General features: G+C 41.5%; 21 protein-coding genes. 4 read left to right on the forward strand and 17 right to left on the reverse strand.

Annotated elements, in window-relative coordinates:
• Nucleotides 1–13 precede the first annotated feature (13 nt).
• From iscA to trmJ, 5 genes are all read right to left on the reverse strand, one after another.
• Nucleotides 14–337: an iron-sulfur cluster assembly protein IscA gene (iscA, locus tag C9I86_RS09520; protein ID WP_080158916.1), complete on the reverse strand. Its 324-nt coding sequence runs from the start codon at nucleotides 335–337 to the stop codon at nucleotides 14–16.
• Nucleotides 338–354: 17 nt separating this feature from the next.
• Nucleotides 355–741, reverse strand: coding sequence for a Fe-S cluster assembly scaffold IscU (gene iscU, locus C9I86_RS09525; protein ID WP_045030777.1), 387 nt, complete (start codon nucleotides 739–741; stop codon nucleotides 355–357).
• A 33-nt stretch (nucleotides 742–774) separates the two neighbouring features.
• Complete coding sequence (locus C9I86_RS09530; RefSeq protein WP_080158917.1) at nucleotides 775–1989, reverse strand: IscS subfamily cysteine desulfurase; 1215 nt, start codon at nucleotides 1987–1989, stop codon at nucleotides 775–777.
• Nucleotides 1990–2020: 31 nt separating this feature from the next.
• Entirely contained in the window at nucleotides 2021–2536 is a 516-nt protein-coding gene (gene iscR / locus C9I86_RS09535; protein ID WP_045037132.1) for a Fe-S cluster assembly transcriptional regulator IscR, read from the reverse strand.
• A gap of 110 nt (nucleotides 2537–2646) precedes the next feature.
• Complete coding sequence (gene trmJ, locus C9I86_RS09540; RefSeq protein ID WP_080158918.1) at nucleotides 2647–3387, reverse strand: tRNA (cytosine(32)/uridine(32)-2'-O)-methyltransferase TrmJ; 741 nt, start codon at nucleotides 3385–3387, stop codon at nucleotides 2647–2649.
• Between the two features lie 245 nt (nucleotides 3388–3632).
• Here trmJ and suhB point away from each other — a divergent pair, with 245 nt between their 5' ends.
• Nucleotides 3633–4433, forward strand: coding sequence for an inositol-1-monophosphatase (gene suhB, locus C9I86_RS09545; RefSeq protein ID WP_080158919.1), 801 nt, complete (start codon nucleotides 3633–3635; stop codon nucleotides 4431–4433).
• 379 nt (nucleotides 4434–4812) lie between these two features.
• On the opposite strand, the gene secF is transcribed toward suhB, so the two are convergent.
• From secF to queA, 5 genes are all read right to left on the reverse strand, one after another.
• A complete protein-coding gene (gene secF / locus C9I86_RS09550) occupies nucleotides 4813–5760 on the reverse strand; it encodes a protein translocase subunit SecF (protein WP_080158920.1) in 948 nt (315 codons plus the stop codon).
• A 12-nt stretch (nucleotides 5761–5772) separates the two neighbouring features.
• On the reverse strand, nucleotides 5773–7626 hold the full coding sequence (gene secD / locus C9I86_RS09555) for a protein translocase subunit SecD (RefSeq protein WP_080158921.1): 1854 nt from the start codon (nucleotides 7624–7626) through the stop codon (nucleotides 5773–5775).
• Between the two features lie 37 nt (nucleotides 7627–7663).
• On the reverse strand, nucleotides 7664–8002 hold the full coding sequence (gene yajC, locus C9I86_RS09560; protein WP_080158922.1) for a preprotein translocase subunit YajC: 339 nt from the start codon (nucleotides 8000–8002) through the stop codon (nucleotides 7664–7666).
• A gap of 26 nt (nucleotides 8003–8028) precedes the next feature.
• On the reverse strand, nucleotides 8029–9156 hold the full coding sequence (gene tgt, locus C9I86_RS09565; protein WP_080158923.1) for a tRNA guanosine(34) transglycosylase Tgt: 1128 nt from the start codon (nucleotides 9154–9156) through the stop codon (nucleotides 8029–8031).
• A gap of 296 nt (nucleotides 9157–9452) precedes the next feature.
• Complete coding sequence (queA, locus tag C9I86_RS09570; protein WP_107276218.1) at nucleotides 9453–10505, reverse strand: tRNA preQ1(34) S-adenosylmethionine ribosyltransferase-isomerase QueA; 1053 nt, start codon at nucleotides 10503–10505, stop codon at nucleotides 9453–9455.
• A 273-nt stretch (nucleotides 10506–10778) separates the two neighbouring features.
• Here queA and C9I86_RS09575 point away from each other — a divergent pair, with 273 nt between their 5' ends.
• A complete protein-coding gene (locus C9I86_RS09575; RefSeq protein ID WP_107276219.1) occupies nucleotides 10779–11261 on the forward strand; it encodes a CBS domain-containing protein in 483 nt (160 codons plus the stop codon).
• Between the two features lie 69 nt (nucleotides 11262–11330).
• On the opposite strand, the gene aceA is transcribed toward C9I86_RS09575, so the two are convergent.
• From aceA to C9I86_RS09590, 3 genes are all read right to left on the reverse strand, one after another.
• A complete protein-coding gene (gene aceA / locus C9I86_RS09580; protein WP_080158926.1) occupies nucleotides 11331–12638 on the reverse strand; it encodes an isocitrate lyase in 1308 nt (435 codons plus the stop codon).
• A 37-nt stretch (nucleotides 12639–12675) separates the two neighbouring features.
• Nucleotides 12676–14289 carry a malate synthase A gene (gene aceB / locus C9I86_RS09585; RefSeq protein WP_107276220.1) on the reverse strand — a complete coding sequence of 538 codons (1614 nt, stop codon included), beginning with the start codon at nucleotides 14287–14289 and terminating at the stop codon, nucleotides 12676–12678.
• Between the two features lie 692 nt (nucleotides 14290–14981).
• Complete coding sequence (locus tag C9I86_RS09590; protein WP_080158928.1) at nucleotides 14982–15884, reverse strand: hydrogen peroxide-inducible genes activator; 903 nt, start codon at nucleotides 15882–15884, stop codon at nucleotides 14982–14984.
• A 131-nt stretch (nucleotides 15885–16015) separates the two neighbouring features.
• On the opposite strand from C9I86_RS09590, the gene C9I86_RS09595 reads away from it, so the two are divergent.
• Together C9I86_RS09595 and C9I86_RS09600 are read left to right on the forward strand one after the other, a co-directional pair.
• Nucleotides 16016–16624 carry a peroxiredoxin C gene (locus C9I86_RS09595; protein ID WP_080158929.1) on the forward strand — a complete coding sequence of 203 codons (609 nt, stop codon included), beginning with the start codon at nucleotides 16016–16018 and terminating at the stop codon, nucleotides 16622–16624.
• 237 nt (nucleotides 16625–16861) lie between these two features.
• The gene (locus C9I86_RS09600) at nucleotides 16862–17602 is read left to right on the forward strand and encodes a copper homeostasis protein CutC (RefSeq protein WP_080158930.1); all 741 of its coding nucleotides are present in this window, start codon (nucleotides 16862–16864) and stop codon (nucleotides 17600–17602) included.
• 121 nt (nucleotides 17603–17723) lie between these two features.
• Here the strand turns inward: C9I86_RS09600 and phoU are convergent, their stop codons facing one another.
• From phoU to C9I86_RS09620, 4 genes are read right to left on the reverse strand one after another with little or no spacing between them, the layout of a single operon-like run.
• Nucleotides 17724–18431: a phosphate signaling complex protein PhoU gene (gene phoU, locus C9I86_RS09605; RefSeq protein ID WP_036795870.1), complete on the reverse strand. Its 708-nt coding sequence runs from the start codon at nucleotides 18429–18431 to the stop codon at nucleotides 17724–17726.
• An 11-nt stretch (nucleotides 18432–18442) separates the two neighbouring features.
• Nucleotides 18443–19279, reverse strand: a complete 837-nt coding sequence (pstB, locus tag C9I86_RS09610; protein ID WP_080158931.1) for a phosphate ABC transporter ATP-binding protein PstB — start codon at nucleotides 19277–19279, stop codon at nucleotides 18443–18445.
• 29 nt (nucleotides 19280–19308) lie between these two features.
• The gene (gene pstA / locus C9I86_RS09615) at nucleotides 19309–20946 is read right to left on the reverse strand and encodes a phosphate ABC transporter permease PstA (RefSeq protein ID WP_107276221.1); all 1638 of its coding nucleotides are present in this window, start codon (nucleotides 20944–20946) and stop codon (nucleotides 19309–19311) included.
• 14 nt (nucleotides 20947–20960) lie between these two features.
• Nucleotides 20961–23189, reverse strand: coding sequence for an ABC transporter permease subunit (locus C9I86_RS09620; protein ID WP_107276222.1), 2229 nt, complete (start codon nucleotides 23187–23189; stop codon nucleotides 20961–20963).
• Between the last annotated feature and the right edge of the window lie 166 nt (nucleotides 23190–23355).

Below are 23355 nucleotides of genomic sequence, written 5' to 3' on the forward strand. Positions count from 1 at the left end.
ACACTATGAGCAATTACACGTTGAAACTTTCACCACAACCACATTCGCTTGACACGTTAGGGTTGTTAAATTGAAAACCTTCGTTTAGGCCTTCTTTGGCGAAATCAAGCTCAGTACCATCAAGATAAACCATGCTTTTTGCATCAACGATAATTTTTACACCTTGCTCTTCAAAGACCTGATCCCCTTCGTCAAGTTCATCGACGAACTCAAGGATATACGCCATACCCGAACACCCTGAAGTGCGAACGCCGAGGCGTAAACCAATGCCTTTGCCTCGGTTAGCTAAAAAAGTCGATACGCGACTAGCTGCCGCTTCAGTGATAGTAATGGCCATACTTCAAACCTCAGAAATTATTTTTGTTCGTGTTTCTTTTTATAATCGCTAACTGCTGCTTTAATTGCATCTTCTGCAAGAATTGAACAGTGAACCTTAACTGGTGGTAACTCAAGCTCTTCTGCAATTGCAGAGTTCTTGATTGATGCAGCTTCGTCTAACGTCTTACCTTTCACCCATTCAGTGATCAGTGAGCTTGATGCGATAGCTGAACCACAACCATAAGTTTTAAATTTTGCATCTTCAATGATGCCATCTTCAGTTACTTTGATCTGAAGTTTCATTACATCGCCACAGGCTGGTGCACCCACCATACCGCTACCAATGCTTTTATCGTCGTTGTCAAATGAACCCACGTTACGCGGATTTTCATAATGATCGATGACTTTTTCACTATATGCCATGATAAATTCCCTCGAATAATGTCTAACCGCAGATTAGTGGTGTGCCCACTCAACTGTATTTAAATCAATGCCATCTTTGAACATATCCCAAAGAGGTGACATTGCACGTAGCTTATCTACTGCTTGTTTAATTTGAACAACAGCATAGTCAATTTCTTCAGCGGTAGTAAAACGACCAAAAGAGAAACGGATTGAACTATGTGCTAGTTCATCATTAAGGCCTAATGCACGTAGTACATATGATGGCTCTAAGCTTGCAGAAGTACATGCAGAACCTGATGATACAGCAAGATCTTTCAATGCCATTAGTAATGACTCGCCTTCAACAAACGCAAAACTAATGTTTAGGTTGTTGGGAATACGGTGTTCTACATCACCATTAATTGACATCTCTTCGATGCCTTCAAGGCCTTTTAGTAGACGCTCACGCATCTCAACAGCGTGTTGGTAATCTTGTGCCATCTCAAGCTTTGCAATACGGAAGGCTTCACCCATACCCACAATTTGGTGAGTTGGTAAAGTACCAGAACGGAAACCACGTTCATGGCCGCCACCGTGCATTTGCGCTTCAAGACGAATACGAGGCTTACGACGCACGTATAGTGCACCAATACCTTTAGGACCGTAAATTTTGTGCGCTGAGAATGAAATCAGATCAACTTTCGTCGTTTGCACATCAATCGGCAGTTTACCTGCTGATTGTGCTGCATCAACATGGAAAATAGTTTTGTTTTCACGACAGATTTCGCCAATTGCTGCAATATCTTGAATAACACCAATTTCATTATTCACATGCATAATAGAAACCAGCACAGTATCTTCACGCATTGCGTCGCGTAGTTTTGCCAAATCAATAAGACCATTTGACTCAGGCTCAAGGTAGGTTACCTCATAGCCTTCACGCTCTAATTGACGACATGGGTCAAGAACCGCTTTGTGCTCAGTTTTACATGTAATAACGTGCTTGCCTTTCTTGTTATAGAAATGCGCAGCACCTTTAATTGCAAGGTTATCAGATTCTGTAGCACCTGATGTAAATACAATTTCACGTGGATCAGCATTAACTAACTCAGCAATATACTCACGAGCAGCATCAACCGCTTCTTCCGCTTGCCAGCCATAACGGTGTGAACGTGACGCTGGATTACCAAACGTACCATCCATAGTTAAACACTGAACCATTTTCTCAGCAACACGAGGATCTACCGGGCAAGTTGCAGAGTAATCAAAATATATTGGCAGTTTCATTTTCTTCTCCGAAAACACGAACGTCTGGTCTCTAGGAGCGGACATCGACACCGATAGGGGCGCTGTCGTGTGATTTTTTATTTGCAAACGATGGCTGATTATTACTCCGTAGGATTACATCCTGACGATCAGCAATAACTTGTACATCATTATCCTTCATCAACTCACCAAGAGTGATGTTATTCAAAAATCCGCTGATACGATCACTTAAATCATGCCATAGAGTGTGAGTTAAACAGCGCACACCACCTTGGCAGCCGCCTTTCCCTTGGCATTTAGTTGCATCAACTGATTCATCAACCGCAGCGATAACCATACCAACAGCGATATTGCTTGCATCTTCACCCAAGCGATAACCACCACCAGGACCACGAACACTTGTGACCAAGCCCGCTTTACGAAGACGCGAAAATAGTTGTTCTAGGTAGGACAGTGAGATCCCTTGACGTTCTGAAATATCAGCCAACGGTACTGGTCCATTATGTGAGTGCAATGCTACATCTAACATTGCAGTCACCGCATATCTTCCTTTTGAGGTCAACTTCATAACATGGCTACCTACTTGAATGTATACAAGCAGTCTCCCATACCTGACTATTTTAGTCAAGTATTTAACCCACTAAAACAATAGGTCTTTCGCTATAATTGCGACCATGATTACTTGTTGTTCTTCTCTAAGGTTTCAATCGTTTTTTCTACTGACGATAAAATACCACGTAAAATGTTCAACTCTTGTTGCTCAGGGCGAGCACGAGTAAACATACGGCGTAATTTTACCATTACCATGCCAGGGTGGTTTTTATTAATAAAACGCGTTTGGCTGGTTACTTTTTCAAGATGCTGGTAAAAACGCTCTAATTCTTCAGCGCGCGGGTATTCATCAATAACTTGAGTAGATTGATGTTTAGTCGCATCCAGATATGCCATGCGAACTTCATAAGTTATTGTTTGTACAGCCATTGCTAGGTTTAATGAGCTATATTCAGGGTTAGCAGGAATATAAACATGGCAATGACATTTTTGTAATTCTTCATTGGTCAAGCCGATACGCTCACGACCAAATAAAATAGCTACCGGATGCTGCTCTGATTCTGCAATGACTTTAATGCCATTTTCACGTGGGTCTAATTGTGGCCATTCTAACGTACGAGAACGCGCACTTGAACCAACCACTAAACCGCAATCAGCAACGGCTTCATCTAATGTTTTTACAATCTTAGCGTTCTCAACTACATCTGCAGCACCTGCCGCTAAAGCAATTGTATGACTATCAATCTCACACGCAGGATCAACAAGAACAAGGTTAGTTAACCCCATTACTTTCATTGCGCGAGCTGCTGAACCGATATTTCCAGGATGTGACGTGCCGATAAGGACAACGCGAATTTTATCTAACATGATGTCGCTATATTCCAGTCTAATTTAACGCTCAGAGATAGTAGCACAGCCATCACAAAAATGAAGAAAACATGTCTATTTGATGAACGTTAATACCTATTAGGTCCATCAATAAATAAAATACTGCCATTTTCATTTTTTTCCACATCGGCTAACGTCGAAAAAATAACCACTTCCATTTTTTTATAGCTCTGTTATACTCGCCGCCGCTTTTTATGTTCTTTAACATCCGTTGGGAAAATCCTATGCATCCGATGCTTAATATTGCCATTCGCGCCGTGCGAAAGGCTGGTGACCATGTCATTAAATCTCTAGAAAAACCTCAATCTATTGAGGTTGCTAATAAAGGTAATGATGTTGTTACCAATATCGATCATGAAGCAGAAGCTATCATCATCGAGACAATCCTAAAATCTTACCCTGATCACTGCATCATTGCAGCTGAGTCTGGTACGAAAGAAGGACGTGACAAAGAGTGTCAGTGGATTATTGACCCAGTGGATGGCACCAAGAACTTCGTTCGTGGTTACCCTCACTATGCAGTTTCTATCGCTCTACGCATGCGTGGCCGTACAGAAGTTGCAGCCGTTTACGACCCAGCTCGTAACGAACTATTCACAGCTACTCGTGGTGCAGGCGCGCAACTTAACAGCCTACGTCTACGTGCATCACAACCTCGTGATCTAACGGGTACTGTGTTAGCAACAGGTCTTCCTTTTGCCGCTAAGCAACACGCTGAAAGCTACCTAAAAATCCAAAATGCTTTATTTGTAGAATGTGATGACATGCGTCAATCAGGTTGTACTGCATTGGATCTTTGTTACCTAGCTGCTGGCCGTGTTGATGGCGTATTCAAACTAGGCCAAAAGCCTTGGGAACTTGCTGCTGGTGAACTAATCGCGCGTGAAGCTGGTGCTATCTGTGCTGACTTTACAGGTAACACTAACTACCTAACGACTGGTAACATTGTTGCTGGTAACGCACGTGTAGTTAAACCAATGCTAGCTAAAATCCGTGAACTCGGTAGCGAAGCATTGACTAAGTAATCACTGATTACTACCTGTTAATAAAAACGCCCCGCTGATATCCACCAGCGGGGCGTTTTTGTTTCTATTACTCTTATTTTTAATTCTATTACGGCTTATATTTAACCTCACCCACCTCGGCTTTATTGTCCCGTTTTTACTCATTCTCATACTTGTACTCATACTTGTAATGCTCACACGTTACTACGGCTGACTTTGTCCACTCAGTCTGTTTATTCAAGCTTTTATTTTATCCATAGCCTTACACTAAAAATCCATTAAAAATAGACAATAAAATCATATTGTCATTACTGTCCGTCTTATTGGACACATAAAAAAACGGAGCCCGAAGACTCCGTCTAGATAGATAGTTATTACAACATCTATTTATGCGTTACCGTTAAGGCATGGCATCCAGTTCTTCACCTTCTTTATCTATCGGCGTCGGCATTAAGTGCTCACGGGTAATACCCAATTTAAGCGCTAACGCAGATGCTACATAGATTGAAGAATAAGTACCAACCGTGATACCAATTAATAAGGCTAAGGCAAAACCTTGAATCATTGCGCCGCCTTTTAAGAACAAGGCAATAACAACAAACAAAGTAGTACTAGACGTAATTAATGTTCGACTTAATGTTTGAGAAAGTGAACAGTTCATAATTTCTTCAGCGGTTTGCTTACGCATCTTACGGAAGTTTTCTCGAATACGGTCAAACACCACGATAGTATCGTTAAGTGAGTAACCCACTACTGTTAGCAATGCTGCCACAATAGTTAAATCAACTTCGATTTGTAGTATCGAAAAAATACCAACCGTAATAATAATATCGTGTGCTAACGACAATACTGCACCAGCAGCTAAACGCCATTCAAAACGCACAGAGACATAAAGCAGAATACACAGCAATGCGATAAGAATCGCCAAGCCACCCGCTTCAGCTAATTCATCACCCACATTAGGGCCGACAAATTCTACACGGCGCATTTCAACTTGCTGACCAGTACCGGTTTTTAAAGCATCAATGATCTGGTTCCCCAGAATCTCACCTTTAATACCTTCACGAGGCTGTAATCGCACCATCACATCACGCGCAGTACCAAAGTTCTGCACAATCGCATCACCAAAACCTGACTTTGCTAGTGAATCACGAATTAACGGTAAATCCGCTGGGTTTTGAAAGCTAACTTCAATTAGCGTACCGCCAGTAAAGTCTAAGCCCCAATTTAAACCTTTGGTTGATATTGTCGCAATAGAAGCTGTAATCATCATTAGCGAAAAAATAAACGCTAATTTTGACCAACGCATAAAGTCAGTAACTTTATCGGTATTCAATAATTGTTTCATTTATGCGCCCTCCTAAATTGACAACTTATCTACGCGTTTGCCGCCATAGATTAAGTTAACCACAGCACGAGTACCGATAATTGCCGTAAACATCGAGGTTAAAATACCGATCGATAGTGTCACTGCAAAGCCTTTAATTGCCCCCGTACCAACAGCAAATAAAATAATCGCTGTCATTAGAGTGGTGATATTGGCATCGGCAATGGTGCTAAACGCATTACCGTAACCTTGTTGAATCGCTTGTTGCGGGCTGCGTCCATCACGTAATTCTTCACGAATACGTTCAAAAATAAGCACGTTAGCATCAACCGCCATACCGACGGTTAATACAATACCGGCAATACCTGGCAAGGTCATGGTTGCCCCTGGAATCATCGACATTACGCCAATAATTAACACCAAGTTCATCATCAATGCGAGGTTAGCAATCAAACCAAAACCACGGTAGTACAATAAGGTAAATAGCATTACAGCGACCATACCCCAGATACACGCCTGAATACCCATATCAATATTCTGTTGACCCATAGATGGACCAATGGTGCGCTCTTCAACAATTGAAATCGGTGCAATCAACGCACCTGCACGTAATAACAATGCGAGGTTGTGCGCTTCTGGCTGTGAATCAATGCCTGTAATACGGAAGTTACGTCCAAGTGCCGTTTGAATCGTCGCTTGGTTGATCACTTCTTCGTGCTTTTCAAGAATGACTTTACCTTCAGAAGTACGATTACCGCTGTCTTTGTACTCAGTAAATACGGTCGCCATTAATTTGCCGACATTATTACGTGAGAACGCCGTCATTTTGCTACCGCCTTCGGTATCAAGCGAAATATTCACTTGAGGACGTCCATATTCATCAGCACTTGATGTCGCATCTGTAATATGAGAACCCGCTAAAATAACGCGCTTTTTCAATACCGCAGGACGACCATCACGGGTCATCTTCACTTCACTACCCGCAGGAACTCGTCCTGCTGCGGCAGCCGCAAGATCGGCACTACTATCAACCTCACGGAACTCAAGTGTTGCAGTTGCGCCTAAGATTTCTTTTGCGCGTGCAGTATCTTGAACGCCTGGTAACTCAACCACAATGCGGTTAGCACCTTGACGCTGTACTAATGGTTCAGCTACGCCTAATTCATTAACACGGTTACGTAAAATCGTAATATTTTGATCAACAGCATAATTACGGATTTCTTGAAGACGCGCTTCAGAGAAACTAGCGATTAATACAAAACGTCCTTTCGCTTCACTTTCAGTAAAGATCATATCGGGATGAAGAGGCTCTAATACCGCTTTTGCCTGCTCAAGTTGAGCGGCATCGCGTAAACGTACAGAAACCGTTTCTTTACTTTTATCAATGGCACGATAACGAATTTTATCTTGGCGTAGTTCAGTTCTGAATGTTTCTTCTTGCTGACCTAATAGCTTTTCCATCGCCGCATCCATATCCACTTCCATAAGGAAATGAACACCACCACGTAGGTCTAAGCCAAGCTTCATCGGTGTCGCACCAATAGCTTCTAACCAAGAGGGGGTTGATGGCGCGAGGTTAAGAGCAACAATATAGTTGTCGCCTAACTCACTATTAAGAATATCGCGGGCACTAATTTGAGTATCAGTATCTTGAAAACGGACCAATACAGAGCCTTTTTCAAATACAACTGACTTATAGGGGATATTGTTCTTTTTTAAATCTTCGGTGACAGTATCCAGAGCGTTCATAGTAACTGAGGCGCCACGCGCCCCAGTTATTTGAATCGCTGGATCTTCACCGTATACGTTGGGAAGTGCATAAAGCAAACCTATAATTAGTGCGAACAACACTAATAAGTTCTTCCACAGAGGGTATCGGTTAAGCACTGCTATGATCCTTCAAAGCGAATGTTTTTTTATAGTCTTATAAAGACTTCATTGTGCCTTTTGGCAAAACGGCGGTGATGAAGTCTTTTTTGATAGTAACTTCAGTGTTGTCGTTTAGCGCAATAACAATGTAATCACTTTCAGATGAAGACTTAGTAATGCGACCTAAAAGACCACCGTTTGTCATTACTTCGTCGCCTTTACTCATCGAGCTCATTAGCGTTTTGTGTTCTTTAACACGCTTAGCTTGTGGACGGTAAATCATGAAGTAAAAAATGACAGCAAACAGACCCAGCATAATGAATAACTGGTACGGTGAACCACCTTGAGCAGCACCTTCAGTTGCGGCATGTGCTTGAGAGATAAAAAAGCTCATTTATAACGTCCTCGGTTTATTATGATTTATACAATTTGTAATGGTGGAACTTCACGGTCACGACGCGCGTAGAATTCTTCTACAAATGCATCGAAACGATCTTCTTCAATCGACTTACGAATACTTGCCATCAAACGTTGGTAGTAGCGTAGGTTGTGAATTGTATTTAAGCGCGCACCTAGAATTTCATTACATTTGTCTAGGTGATATAGATACGCTTTTGAGTAATGACGACAAGTGTAACAGTCACACTCAGGATCTAGTGGTGTTGTATCTGTTTTATGTTTCGCATTACGGATCTTGATCACACCGCCAGTCACAAACAAGTGTGCATTTCGTGCATTTCGCGTTGGCATTACACAGTCAAACATGTCGATACCGCGACGTACGCCTTCAACAAGATCTTCAGGCTTGCCTACACCCATAAGGTAACGTGGCTTGTCTTGCGGTAATTTTGGACAAGTATGCTCAAGAATACGGTGCATATCTTCTTTTGGTTCACCAACAGCCAAACCGCCTACAGCATAGCCGTCAAAACCAATGTTAGTTAGGCCTTCAACAGAAACATCACGCAAATCTTCATATACGCCACCTTGTACGATACCAAATAGCGCATTTGGATTTTCTAGCTTATCGAAATGGTTACGACTACGTTGAGCCCAACGAAGTGACATTTCCATCGACTTTTTAGCTTCATCGTGGGTTGCAGGGTATGGCGTACACTCGTCGAAAATCATTACGATATCAGAGCCTAAGTCATACTGAATTTCCATCGACTTTTCTGCGTCCATGAAAATTTTGTCACCGTTTACAGGGTTACGGAAATGTACACCCTCTTCAGTGATTTTACGCAGTGCACCAAGACTAAATACTTGGAAACCGCCTGAATCGGTTAAGATTGGACCTTTCCATTGCATAAAGTCATGCAAATCACCGTGCATCTTCATCACTTCTTGTCCAGGACGTAGCCACAAGTGGAACGTATTACCTAGAATGATTTGTGCACCTGTCTCTTCAACTTCTTCAGGTGTCATACCTTTAACAGTACCGTAAGTACCTACAGGCATAAATGCAGGGGTTTCAACCGTACCACGTTCAAACTGCAAGCGACCGCGACGTGCGCGACCTTGCGTTTTATCTAATTCAAATTTCACAAGACCTCCAAAAGCCAGAGAAACAATCTGACAATATTCCCATTATGGGATTAAGCCCCACAGGCTATTGCCTGATCAGCCACAAAAATAATGGTCGTTTATAACGGCCATTGTCGCTCTCAACATTGGTGTTATCGTAAGTAAGCATAACGGCAAAGTGGAGCCCAAAAGTATTTATTATGTTGTAAATTCTATAGAAATAAATTTATATCATATAGCAGAGACAACAAAGGCTGCAATTGTAACAAAAAGCAGCCTAAATACTTAATTTTTAATAAGTGTTAACGTAATCAATATCACACATTTTTACGGGTAATAAACATCGAGTCGCCATAACTAAAGAAACGATATTGATTAGTCACTGCTTGATGATAAGCATTCATGGTGTACTCATAACTAGCAAATGCACTCACAAGCATAATCAATGTTGATTCAGGCAAATGGAAATTAGTAATTAATACATCCACTAGCTGGAACTGATACCCTGGGAAAATAAAGATTTCAGTATCACCAAAGAAAGGTTTTAGCTCTGTGCCATTTTTGATCGCATCTTGTGCAGCACTTTCTAGTGAGCGTACCGATGTTGTACCAACGGCAATAACACGACCACCATTAGCGCGGGTTTCATTAACCGCAGTAACCACTTCTTGTGGCACTTCAACATATTCAGAGTGCATGTGGTGATCGTTAATATCATCAACACGTACTGGTTGGAATGTTCCAGCACCAACATGTAAGGTCACAAAGGCAAAATTAACACCTTTCGCTTTTAGATCAGCCATCAGCTTATCGTCAAAGTGTAAACCCGCAGTAGGCGCTGCAACCGCACCCGGCTTAGCGTTATAAACTGTTTGGTAACGCTCTTTATCTGCATCTTCGTCTGGACGATCAATATACGGTGGTAATGGCATATGCCCCACCGCATCTAAAATCTCTAATACAGTTTTATCGCTGTTAAAACGAATTTCAAATAGCGCATCATGACGAGCAACCATTTCAGCAGAAAACTCACCATTTTCACCTAATAACAACTCGTTACCAGGCTTTGGTGGTTTAGATGCGCGCACATGGGCAAGAATGGATTTATCATCCAACATGCGCTCAACTAACACTTCAATTTTACCACCAGACGCTTTATGACCATACATACGCGCAGGAATAACACGGGTATTATTAAACACTAATAAATCCCCAGCCTCGACCAGATCTAACACATCTTTAAAACCTTTATGTGTTAATTCACCAGTGTTGCCTGTCATATGTAGCAAACGACTCGCGGTACGTTCAGGTTGTGGGTAGCGAGCAATTAGCTCATCTGGTAACTCAAAATCAAAATCAGAAACTTGCATCGTAATACGCCTTAAATAACAGCAAGCGAGCATTATACTTAACTCCACCAAAGATGCGAAACTCCGAAGCAATTAAAGCGCAGATTCCATAACGAAACTGCCGCTGTCCTTGTTAATTTCCCTTGATTTAGCAATAAAAGAAAAAGTTTAATCATTGGTGACATTTGAAATTTATGACCACTGTCATGGGATAATCTTCCATAATTCGCTACATTCAAAAGAGTAGATTTCGAAATAATATCTTAGCTAGTAGATAACAGACGGGAGGTTTCTATGTTTACTGTTGCCGATATGATGACACTAAAACCGCACACATTATCACGTAATGACACCTTATTTGATGCCAAAGAGATGATGCAAACCCAGTCTATTCGCCATATACCGATTACTGATCATAATCACCATTTACTGGGACTCATTTCACAACGTGATGTTCTTGCCGCTCAAGACTCTAATTTAAAATCTATTATCACTAATCATTCACACTCACCATTAGAAGCTTTACTTGAACATTGCATGAACCGTAATATTTTTAGTGTTGATAGCCACGCAGGACTTAAAGAAGCCGCACTGTATATGCAAAAACATCAAATTGGCTGCTTACCTGTGCTTGAGAATAAACAACTGGTGGGGATTATTACCAACAGTGATTTTGTTGCGATTGCGGTAACATTATTAGAAATGCAAGACGAAGTGGATCCTGTTGAACAGGAACAAGACAACCTTGAGGATGACGACCTACTAAATCAATTGTAATACTCAATAGCAATAAAAAAAGGGAGCGTCACGCTCCCCTCGATAGTTTAATGCCGATATAAATAGTGCTTATTTAAACTGTTCTTCTTCAGTTGAACCCGTCAATGCCGTCACTGACGAATTACCACCTTGAATGGTATTAGTCATAGTATCAAAGTAGCCCGTACCCACTTCTTGTTGATGGGCAACAAAGGTATAGCCTTTATTCGCTGCTTCAAACTCCGGACGTTGTACTTTTTCAACATAATGACGCATACCTTCGCCTTGCGCATAAGCATGTGCTAATTCAAACATGTTGAACCACATATTATGAATACCCGCGAGCGTAATAAACTGGTACTTATAACCCATGTTCGCTAATTCTTGTTGGAATTTAGCAATGGTTTCAGCATCAAGGTTCTTTTCCCAATTAAACGACGGTGAACAATTGTAGGCTAATAACTGATCAGGATATTGCTCATGAATGGCTTCGGCAAATTTACGCGCTTCTTCTAAACATGGCTTGGCAGTTTCACACCAAATTAAATCCGCATAAGGTGCATACGCAAGACCACGTGAAATAGCCTGATCAATCCCTGCACGAACACGATAAAAGCCTTCGGCAGAGCGATCACCGATAATAAAATCTTTATCGTATGAATCACAATCTGACGTCAACAGATCTGCCGCATTAGCATCAGTACGAGCAATAACCAAGGTTGTCGTTCCAGCAACGTCAGCCGCTAAACGTGCCGCCACTAATTTTTGTACCGCTTCTTGAGTGGGAACTAACACCTTGCCGCCCATATGACCACATTTTTTCACTGACGCTAATTGGTCTTCAAAGTGAACCCCAGCAGCCCCCGCTTCAATCATGTTACGCATTAATTCATAAGCATTTAGCACGCCGCCAAATCCAGCCTCTGCATCGGCAACAATCGGCAAGAAATAATCAACACCATCAGCAGGTGAACCACCGTTAGACCATTGAATTTGATCCGCCCGTCGAAAAGAATTATTGATCCGCTTCACCACCGCAGGCACAGAATCTACTGGATATAGTGACTGATCAGGGTACATTGCTGATGCGGTATTATTATCAGCGGCCACTTGCCAACCTGATAAATAAATCGCCTCAATACCGGCTTTTGCCTGTTGTACTGCTTGCCCACCCGTTAAAGCACCTAAACAATTAACATAGCCTTTTTTAGCACTACCATTAACCAATTCCCATAATTTATCAGCACCACGTTGAGCAATAGTATGCTCAGGAATAAATGAACCACGAAGATTAACGACTTCTTCTGCGGTGTAAGTACGCTTAACGTGTTTCCAGCGTGGATTTTCAGCCCAATCTTGTTCTAGGGCAGCAATTTGTTGTTGGCGAGTTAATGTCATAATAATATCCCTCTAGTCAATTGGCGGTAATCCGTTATTACACTAAGTAGTCATAACCTTTTAAGGTTAAAAAGTTGTCTAACTCATCACTGGTTGCTAAGTGCGACATTAAATAAGTGGCTTCATCAAAACGCCCCGCTTCAATGCGCTCTTGGCCTAACTCTTGCTGTAAGACTTGCATTTCTTCAGTCAACATTTGCGCAAATAAGGCTTTAGTCACCACTTGACCATTGGATAAAGTTTTTCCATGTTTTATCCATTGCCAAATTGAGGCACGTGCAATTTCTGCCGTTGCCGCATCTTCCATCAAGCCATAAATAGGCACACAACCATTACCTGAGATCCACGCTTCAATGTATTGCACAGCCACGCGAATATTATGCCGCATCCCCGCTTCGGTTCGTTCGCCATCACAAGGGGCTAATAATTCAGCCGCAGTAATTGGCGCGTCCTCTTCACGGCTGACATTTAATTGATTGATACGCTGATCGAGCACTTCATCAAAAATAGCGCGCGCAGTATCCGCAAGCCCTGGATGAGCAACCCAAGTACCATCGTGGCCATTATTCGCTTCCAGCGCTTTATCCGTTTGAATTTTATTTAATACCCATGCTTGTTGCTTGGGATCTTTCGCTGGAATAAAGGCAGCCATCCCCCCCATCGCTAATGCACCACGACGATGACAAGTACGGACTAATAACCGTGAATATGCGTTAAGAAATGGTTTTTCCATGGTCACCACTTGGCGATCAGGCAAAATACGCTCAGGGAAATTACGTAAGGTTTTTATATAACTAAAGATATAATCCCAACGGCCACAATTAAGACCAACGATATGCTCTTTAAGATTAAATAATATCTCATCCATCTCAAACGCAGCGGGTAAGGTTTCAATCAATACCGTTGCTTTAATGGTGCCGCGTGTTAAACCAAATTCATCTTCAGTGAAACTAAACACATCACTCCACCACGCCGCTTCCCTAAAACTTTGCAGTTTAGGTAAATAGAAATAAGGGCCACTGCCTTTGGCTAATAATGCTTGGTGGTTCAAATAAAAATACAATGCAAAATCAAGTAATGCACCGGGGATTGGCAGTCCATTCCAGAGTATATTTTTTTCTAATAAATGCAGACCACGGACGCGACAAATCAATACCGCCGGATCATCATTAAGTTGATACTGCTTGCCCGTTTGAGGATGGGTATAACTGATGGTGCCATTAACTGCATCACGCAAATTTTGATGCCCATCAAGAATCGCATTCCATGATGGCGAAAAAGAATCTTCAAAATCTGCCATAAATACTTTTACGTTAGCATTTAATGCATTGATAACCATTTTACGATCAACGGGGCCGGTAATTTCGACACGACGATCTTGTAAATCATGGGGAATATTTTGTATTTTCCACTCTGATTCTCTAATAGCGTGAGTCTCAGGTAAAAAATCGGGGAGTTGACCACGATCAATCGCTAATTGCTGCAATTCACGGGCCTCTAACAATAACGGTACTCGCTCAGCAAATCGTTCAACTAACCGTGCAATAAAGGATAATGCATCTGCAGTTAAAATCTGTTGTTGCTGTTCCGTCAGAGGTTGCTGCAGTAATAACTGAGAATGAGCATTGGCTTGAATGGCTGTGTCTGTCATATTGCACCTCCAGCATGTAACTTAATCACTACTTTTATCAATAACAAAAGCAATGACTCCCTGTTGAATTATTCTAAGCACTTATTTACGTTGCCGTAACCTGCGTCAGAATGCAAATAACACTGATTTCACCCAGCCTAAAGCAAAAAATAAAAATAAAAATATTCAATGAGTTACAAATAAAGCATACCTGTGCAATATACTTAATTCATAAAAATCTTAGCAATTAACTCGGAATTTAGGTTTTTGCGTAAACAATACTTTTTTATAGCTAGTTACGTAATTTAATTACAAAGCATGGCGCAATAGCGATTATTTAAAAAAGTGTTTTAAACAAACAGCTGAATTTATATTAAATATAACCGTATGATTAATATAATTATTAGTTTCAATGAAAGCCAAAAATAAAATAAGCGAAAGTCATAAGAACTAAAATAAATATTCGCTTAGTTTGTAGAGAGAAATAAATTTAACCAACAAAACAGTAAGTTATAGATAACTCACTCGATAATATAATATTTTAGTTATTATTAGAAAGTTGCTATTTTCAACTAAAAACAGCCCCAAATAGCTATAGTAGAATGCAACCTCAATAAAAAAGCCTGAACAACGATAATAACGCCAAAAATAATAGTGCGCGTTATTCATCATTACTTCAGGCATTTTATGTCGTTATCATAATAAAAGAAGGCTTACAATAAACTTTTAACAATATCGCCTAACTTATCAAACGTTGCTATACGGCTTGATGTTGGTCGCCATACTAAGCCAATTTCACGGTAAGCATCTTGGCCGGGCGGTTCAATAACCACTAAATTTTGATTTTCTAAAATTCCATGATTTATTGCCATTTGTGGAATAAACGTCGTTCCCAAGCCATTGGCAACCATTTGTACCACAGTATGTAAACTCGTTGCCGTAAAGGGATTAATTTTCTCTTTCGCCGTCAATTGACATGCAGATACAGCATGTTCAGTTAAGCAATGTTCTTTTTCTAATAAGAACACGGATTTATCGGGTAAATCAGCATAATGCAATGGCATCGTCACAGAATCTGCTTGGTGCTTACTGATCACCATCTTAAACGCATCCCGCCCAACCACTTTACTTGCCATTCCATTAATATCGACGGGTAACGCTAAAATTAACACATCCATTTCGCCATGTTGCAGCGCGGCTAATAAATTGGTAGTGGTATCTTCCCGCAATAATAAATTCAATTTAGGGTATAACGCATTCACCTGTTGCACTAAGCCACACAGCAAAAATGGGGCAATAGTAGGAATACAGCCAACCCGTAATGGGCCTTCCATACCATCACCACAACAACGAGAAAGCTCTACCAAGTCGCGACTGCACGCCAATAATTCACGTGCTCTATCAACTACCTGCTCACCCATAGACGTAAAAACCAAGGTTTTCGCTTTGGTATCACGCTCAACAAGATGACAATCGAGTAAGTCTTCAAGATTTTGAATACCAGAACTTAATGTCGACTGGCTCACAAAACACCGTTTAGCTGCTTCGCCAAAATGATATGTTTCCGATAGAGTAACTAAATAATGTAGCTGTTTAAGTGATGGAAATTTATTCATCGTATTTTTCGATTACTTTAATCTGTTTATTCCGCTTTTTTCAATTTAACAGTTTAGCTATAGTTTGTCTCGTCCAAGTATGGAGCCCGCCTAAAAAGGTTGGCAACCCCCAATATTTAAGGAGCACCAAAATGGTACTAGTAGGTCGTCAAGCACCAGATTTTACTGCTGCAGCGGTTCTAGGTAACGGCGAAATCGTTGATACTTTCAACTTTGCAGAATTTACTAAAGGTAAAAAAGCAGTAGTTTTCTTTTACCCACTAGACTTTACTTTCGTATGCCCATCAGAGCTTATTGCTTTTGATAAACGCTTTGAAGATTTCCAAGCGAAAGGCGTAGAAATTATTGGTGTTTCAATTGATTCACAGTTCTCACACAACGCATGGCGTAACACTGCTATTGAAGATGGCGGTATCGGTCAAGTTAAATACCCGCTAGTTGCTGATATTAAGCACGAAATCTGTAAAGCTTACGATGTTGAGCATCCAGAAGCTGGTGTTGCTTTCCGTGGTTCTTTCCTTATCGATGAAGACGGCATGGTTCGTCACCAAGTAATTAACGATCTACCACTAGGTCGTAATATCGACGAAATGCTACGTATGGTTGATGCGTTGAACTTCCACCAGAAGCATGGCGAAGTATGTCCAGCTCAGTGGGAAGAAGGTAAAGCAGGTATGGACGCATCACCAAAAGGTGTAGCGGACTACCTATCTGAGCACACTGCAGATCTAGGTAAGTAATTACCTGCTAACACCACGCTCACGGTGTTATAAATCGCATTAGTGCTACATAGAGCCAAAGTCAGCTCAAATAAAAATAGAATGAGGCCCGGAATATACCGGGCCCTTTTTTTATCTCGTGTTTACCACGTTATTTCATTTTCAACCAACCGCACATAATCAATCACCGCTATTCGCCCCCTCTGCAATAATCTTCTACACTGAATACCCTCTTAAATACCATACTGTTAATAATCAATGACTATTCAACTTGAAGTTTGTATCGATAATCTTGAATCGCTTCATAATGCGCAACAAGCAGGCGCAACCCGTATCGAACTGTGCTCATCGTTAGCATTGGGTGGACTCACACCTAGCGCTGGGTTTATGTCTGCCGCAGCTAAATATGCCACCATTCCTGTTTATGCGATGATTCGCCCGCGCCAAGGTGATTTTTTATTCAGCAGTGAAGATGTTGAAGTCATGCTGGCAGATATTTTTGCGGCTAAACAAGCAGGATTACAAGGTGTGGTTGTCGGTGTATTAACCGCACAGGGCTTAGTGGATAACACTATTCTTACGAGTCTCGTTAAACAAGCTCAGGGAATGGGGATCACCTTTCATCGCGCCATCGATCAATGTGTTGAGCCTATGGCTGCACTTGATACGATTATGGCGGCTGGCTGTGAACGCATTCTCACTTCAGGTTTACAAGCCAATGCTTATGACGGTATTGGTATGATTAACCAAATGCATCAATACTGCGGTAATCGCTTAAAAATTATGGCAGGTGCGGGCGTCAATAGTCATAACGTCCGTGACATCATTGCTCGAACAGGCATCAACGAGATCCACCTTTCGGGTAAAACCACCCGCCCAAGTCATATGATTACAGTAGCGAAACAAGCACATATGGGTAGCGCAGACATTGACGATTTCGCGATTCCAATCACAGGTGTCGAAAATATAGCGGCAGTGGTGGCTCAACTTAAGCTGTGATAATCATTACCACCACCAACAAAAACGGGACGTATCATCTTAATTTAAGATCATCACGTCCCTTTTATTTTTACGATATCGCTTAATTTTAGTGTCGTTACAACATAAGCAATGTTCGTTGCTAAAGCATATTTTTAATATCTTCAGGATTTGTGTGGCGAATATCTTTGCCTTGTACAAAATAGATAATATATTCACAAATATTTTGGCAGCGATCCCCTACCCGCTCAATCGAACGCGCAGCCCACATTACCTTCATCACATTTGGTATTGAATTAGGATCTTCCATCATATAAGTCATTAATTGCCGTATGATCGCTTCATATTCACGATCAATACGATCATCTTCTTGATACACTTCAATCGCCGCTTTTACATCCATTCGTGCAAATGCATCTAAGGTTTCATGCAACATTCGCACCGCGTGCTGACCTAACGATTCCAGTGAAACTAATAAGTTATATTGCTTATTGGTGAAATTTTCTGACGCCACTTTAGCAATACTTTCAGCAACATCACCAATCCGCTCTAAATCAGTAATGGTTTTAATAATCGCAATCACTAACCGTAAATCACTGGCTGTCGGCTGACGTTTAGCAATGATACGCGTGCAAGCTTCATCAATAGCCACTTCCATCGCATTGACTTTATGATCGTCTTTAATCACCCGTTTGGCTAATTCTTCATTTTGTTTATGTAATGCTTTTAAGCTATCTGCTAACTGCTGTTCAACCAAGCCGCCCATGGCTAACACATGGGTGCGAATGCTTTCTAATTCATGGTTAAACTGACCAGAAATATGACGGCCAAGGCTAATTGTATTTAACATGCTGTCGGTCCTTAACCATAACGCCCGGTAATGTAATCCTCAGTGCGTTTTTCTTTGGGAGTGGTAAATATATCATTGGTACTGGTATATTCCACTAGCTCACCCATATGCATAAAAGCAGTTTGATCGGAAACTCGCGCCGCTTGCTGCATATTATGAGTGACGATGATAACGGTATATTTGGCTTTAAGCTCATTAATCAACTCTTCAATGGTCAAGGTTGATATCGGATCCAAGGCTGATGTCGGCTCATCTAATAATAAAATTTCAGGTTCGATGGCTATTGCTCTAGCAATGACTAATCGTTGTTGCTGACCGCCTGACAAACCAAATGCATTCTCATGCAACCGCCCTTTTACTTCATCCCACAATGCCGCTGAGCGCAATGAGCTTTCAACCGCATCATCAAGCACGCGGCGATCGTTGATCCCTTGCAATCGCAGTCCGTAAACAACATTTTCATAAATAGATTTAGGAAAAGGATTAGGCCGTTGAAATACCATTCCGACTTGACGCCGCAGCGCTGCAACATCAACATTTTTATCGTACACATTCTGACCATGAAGCATGACTTTACCATCAATATGACAGCCATCAATCAGATCATTCATTCGATTAATACAGCTTAACAAGGTTGATTTACCACAACCTGAAGGTCCGATAAATGCTGTCACCTGACCTTTAGCAATTCGCATATTGATATCAAACAATGCTTGCGTTTGACCATAGTGCAGATTCAAACCTTCAATGGATAAGGCCGTTTTATCTTCGGCTAATAGCGATAAATCTAATGGCTCAAATAACCCCAGTGGCGGGTGGTCAGTAAAGAGCGAACGATCGTTATACATAGTTGTTCTCATCTTATTGATACTTAGGGTTATTGCTCTAAAGCGCGGAATTTTTCCCGAAGGTGATTACGAATCGCAATAGCCGTTAAGTTTAAACTGATAATAACGGTGACTAATAGAAACGAGGTTGCGTACACTAATGGGCGCGCAGCTTCAACATTAGGGCTTTGAAAAGCAACATCATACACATGATAACCTAAGTGCATGAATTTTCTATCTAAGTGAACATATGGGAAATGCATATCTAGCGGCAATGTCGGTGCCATTTTCACCACCCCCACCAGCATTAATGGTGCAACTTCTCCTGCCGCCCGAGCAACAGCAAGAATCAATCCAGTCATGATTGCAGGGCTCGCCATTGGCAATACAATGCGCCATAAGGTTTCAGCCTGTGTTGCCCCTAGCGCCAATGAGCCATTACGTACCGAGCTAGGAATACGGGCTAACCCTTCTTCAGTTGACACAATCACTACTGGTAAGGTCATGATAGCAAGTGTTAATGCTGACCATAAAATACCCGGCGTGCCAAAAGTTGGAGTCGGCAATTGCGCAGAGAAGAACACATCATCAATAGTGCCGCCAACCATATACACAAAGAAGCCTAATCCAAACACACCATACACAATTGAGGGTACGCCCGCGAGATTGATCACTGCAATGCGAATTAAATTAGTAAACCGATTATTACTGGCATATTCATGTAAATATACCGCCGCAAGCACGCCTAGTGGCGTCACCATGATACTCATTAATAGCACCATAAACACCGTACCAAAAATGGCAGGGAAAACGCCACCTTCAGTATTGGCCTCTCGTGGTGCTTCGGCTAAAAACTTATAAACTTGATGGCCCCAATGCTGTACTTTTTCAAGCCATGACAAATTATTGGGTTGCCACATATCCAGCACTTGCATCATCGGAATAGTGACATTAGCGCCACTTTGATCACGTAACACTAACGCGTCGTGATCTAATTGCCCCTGTAATGCAAATAATCGATTCTCAATATTTTTGTAAATCGTATTGTAATTCGCTTGCTCACGATCAATTCGCTGCCCATCCGCCACCGTGAGTTTACCGCGTAATTCTAAACGGCGTTTTTCAATACGTAACCGTTCTAAATTCCAGTTAATATTGGCAATTTCATTGTTTTGTAATGAGCGTAATTCCGAACGGACTTTATTGGCTTGTGCTAACGCTACCGAAAGTTGAGATAACGGTTGAGGTTCACCGCCTTCAATCACACTGACGGGATAACCATAAAACTTACCATTACTTTCACGATCAACCACCGCAATATTATTGGCGATTTGTTGATGAATGATTTGAGTACTTAATACAGTTAAGAAATCAAGTGCACCCTGACCGCGATTCCTGGTTTTAATTAAATACCGTGGCACACTGTCTTTAGTAAATTGACTAACGTCAACCCCAGCATCGGCAAGTTGATCTACCGGCACCATAGTACGTTGATAAAGTTCACCAATAACGACTTGCGGTTTGCCATTGAGATTAACATCAAACTGATACACAGGGGCCGGCCAAAAATAGCTCAAGCCTTTATAGCCAATCAATAACAATAAACCAAGTACAGCAACCAAGCTCAAGCTGACGGCACCCGCGGTTAACCAAATCCATGGTGAACCAGATTTAAACCATTTAATCATTGCTGTATCACTTATTATAACGAACTGTATTTTGCACGTAGTCGTTGACGAACAACTTCAGCAATCGTATTAAAGACAAAGGTAAATACAAACAGCACAAAGGCGGCAAGGAATAACACTCGATAATGCGAGCTACCCACTTCTGATTCGGGCATTTCAATAGCGATGGTCGCAGCTAAAGTACGTAACCCTTGCAGTAAGTTCCAATCCATAACAGGGGTGTTGCCCGTCGCCATTAATACAATCATGGTTTCACCAACTGCACGTCCAAGTCCCATCATGATCGCAGAAAAAATACCGGGGCTGGCAGTGAGTAACACCACTTTGGTTAAGGTCTGCCATTGGGTTGCCCCTAAAGCTAGTGAGCCTTTAGTTAAATGCGCAGGCACCGAGAAAATAGCATCTTCTGCAATAGTAAAAATCGTCGGAATGACGGCAAATCCCATTGCAATACCGACAATAAGCGCATTACGCTGATCATAACCAATCCCTAAATGGTTGTTTAAATAGCCTTGTAAATCACCATTAAAAAACTGCGTTTCAATCCACGGACTTAAACCAAAACAACCATAAGTTACCGCCACAATAACCGGAATTAACAAAGCGATATGGAAACCATTAGGAATACGTGAGCGCCATTGCCCAGGCAGCATTGACCAACTCCACCCAACCACAATAATGGCTAACGGTAAAAATACGATTCCTAGTGCTATTCCCGCCAGATATTGTTCAACAATAGGCGCTAACCATACCCCTGCTAAAAATCCCAAAATAACAGTAGGTAATGCTTCCATCAATTCAACTGTCGGTTTGATCACTCTTCTGACTTTATTTGACATAAAGTAAGCGGTATAAATCGCGCCAGCTAATGCTAATGGAATCGCAAAAAACATCGAATAAACCGCCGCTTTTAGCGTACCAAACACTATAGGCACTAAGCTTAATTTCGGCTCAAATTCATCACTAGCAGAAGTGGATTGCCATACATAATCAGGCTCAGCATAGCCCTCATACCATACTTTTTGTAATAACGATGATAACCCAATATCAGGATGCGCATTTTTAACTTGGTAGCTCTGCCATTGCCCATTATCGAGTGTTACTAATAAATTCGCTTTGGGAGAAATGGCAATATCTGTTGGAACCTTCGTGAAGACTTTATCTTTGTATATGACTTTGCGTTCAGCAGTGTAATAAGCCGATGTCGTGCCATCTTTCTGAATCGCAAAAAAGCCTTTACGGTAATATTCCGGCACTATTTTAACTAATGGACTGGCAGAGAAATGAAAAGTTCTAACACTGATTAACTGACGCTGCCCTTGCTTCACCACTTCAAACCATTGCGAAATCGTATTATCAGAATTGGTGATCAATAATGAATTTGCGCCAGACAACAGGGTAATCGATACTGGCTTACTGTTACCTGTAACAATATTTTCAATTTTACGCAGAAAAGCCGTGTTAGCGGTTAACTTATATAAATATAAATTTGACCCACTCAGCACATACAATGTTTTACCATCTGGGGTTAATTGAAAATCATCAATTTTAGCGGGAGTATTAGTGATCTCAAACCGCTGCTGTTGCCATCCATTTGCCCGCTGCACCACATTTTCAGGCAGCAATAAACTCAATCCATAAAGGTGGTTGGTCGCCGTTTTTCCGACTACGATAGTACGATCATCACGCCCAGAAATGGCTAATTGAGTAATGGCCTCTCCTGCGGGAGCTAGCGCTAATGGCGTTTGACCAAAAGGATATTCAATGCTGGGTTGTAAGTGCTTATTCGCCGCTGCAAACGTAAGCGAAAATTCAGGTTTAACAATCTTAACCTGCCCTTGTGCCGTACCATAAGCCACCATACCGTCACGAGGCAAACTTAGACCGTATGCAGTTGGATTATTGATAATAGTCTGCTGTTTTAGCACCTGTGCTTGTTGCGTTGATGACTGAAGATCAACAAAAATAACCTTGCCATCGCGACTAAAGCGATAAGCAATGTTATTACTATCATCCACCCCTAACAACGCTGTTTTGCTGGTTACTGGTAATGATAAGTGCTGTTTAGGATTAACAGCAACAGATGAGAAAATAGGCACAATCACATACAACAAATAAAAGAAAATCAGCATCAAGGTGATCAGCACAAAAATACCACCCGCTGTAACGCCAACGCGAGTTAATTTATCTTTACCTCGACGAAAACGATTTTCTTTCCTTAGTAATGTGCTGGCGTTTGCCATTATGACCTCTAACCTATTTATACGCTCAAAAGTGTATTGCTATTTAATGACAGATTTATGACAACGCCCCTGGTAACGATGATTTGAGTTGGCTAAACCTCGTTTTACAGCCATGCTTAAAAAACCACCATCAAATAATCACCACCATCAAATAATCACCACCATC

This window comes from Photobacterium sp. NCIMB 13483 (assembly GCF_003025475.1).
Lineage (GTDB): Bacteria > Pseudomonadota > Gammaproteobacteria > Enterobacterales > Vibrionaceae > Photobacterium > Photobacterium piscicola.

What these genes read in the sequence shown, in the direction of transcription:
- iscA (WP_080158916.1), bottom strand. Translation starts at nt 337, where the DNA reads ATGGCCATTACTATCACTGAAGCGGCAGCTAGTCGCGTATCGACTTTT.
- iscU (WP_045030777.1), bottom strand. Translation starts at nt 741, where the DNA reads ATGGCATATAGTGAAAAAGTCATCGATCATTATGAAAATCCGCGTAAC.
- C9I86_RS09530 (WP_080158917.1), bottom strand. Translation starts at nt 1,989, where the DNA reads ATGAAACTGCCAATATATTTTGATTACTCTGCAACTTGCCCGGTAGAT.
- iscR (WP_045037132.1), bottom strand. Translation starts at nt 2,536, where the DNA reads ATGAAGTTGACCTCAAAAGGAAGATATGCGGTGACTGCAATGTTAGAT.
- trmJ (WP_080158918.1), bottom strand. Translation starts at nt 3,387, where the DNA reads ATGTTAGATAAAATTCGCGTTGTCCTTATCGGCACGTCACATCCTGGA.
- suhB (WP_080158919.1), top strand. Translation starts at nt 3,633, where the DNA reads ATGCATCCGATGCTTAATATTGCCATTCGCGCCGTGCGAAAGGCTGGT.
- secF (WP_080158920.1), bottom strand. Translation starts at nt 5,760, where the DNA reads ATGAAACAATTATTGAATACCGATAAAGTTACTGACTTTATGCGTTGG.
- yajC (WP_080158922.1), bottom strand. Translation starts at nt 8,002, where the DNA reads ATGAGCTTTTTTATCTCTCAAGCACATGCCGCAACTGAAGGTGCTGCT.
- queA (WP_107276218.1), bottom strand. Translation starts at nt 10,505, where the DNA reads ATGCAAGTTTCTGATTTTGATTTTGAGTTACCAGATGAGCTAATTGCT.
- C9I86_RS09575 (WP_107276219.1), top strand. Translation starts at nt 10,779, where the DNA reads ATGTTTACTGTTGCCGATATGATGACACTAAAACCGCACACATTATCA.
- aceA (WP_080158926.1), bottom strand. Translation starts at nt 12,638, where the DNA reads ATGACATTAACTCGCCAACAACAAATTGCTGCCCTAGAACAAGATTGG.
- aceB (WP_107276220.1), bottom strand. Translation starts at nt 14,289, where the DNA reads ATGACAGACACAGCCATTCAAGCCAATGCTCATTCTCAGTTATTACTG.
- C9I86_RS09590 (WP_080158928.1), bottom strand. Translation starts at nt 15,884, where the DNA reads ATGAATAAATTTCCATCACTTAAACAGCTACATTATTTAGTTACTCTA.
- C9I86_RS09595 (WP_080158929.1), top strand. Translation starts at nt 16,016, where the DNA reads ATGGTACTAGTAGGTCGTCAAGCACCAGATTTTACTGCTGCAGCGGTT.
- C9I86_RS09600 (WP_080158930.1), top strand. Translation starts at nt 16,862, where the DNA reads ATGACTATTCAACTTGAAGTTTGTATCGATAATCTTGAATCGCTTCAT.
- phoU (WP_036795870.1), bottom strand. Translation starts at nt 18,431, where the DNA reads ATGTTAAATACAATTAGCCTTGGCCGTCATATTTCTGGTCAGTTTAAC.
- pstB (WP_080158931.1), bottom strand. Translation starts at nt 19,279, where the DNA reads ATGTATAACGATCGTTCGCTCTTTACTGACCACCCGCCACTGGGGTTA.
- pstA (WP_107276221.1), bottom strand. Translation starts at nt 20,946, where the DNA reads ATGATTAAATGGTTTAAATCTGGTTCACCATGGATTTGGTTAACCGCG.
- C9I86_RS09620 (WP_107276222.1), bottom strand. Translation starts at nt 23,189, where the DNA reads ATGGCAAACGCCAGCACATTACTAAGGAAAGAAAATCGTTTTCGTCGA.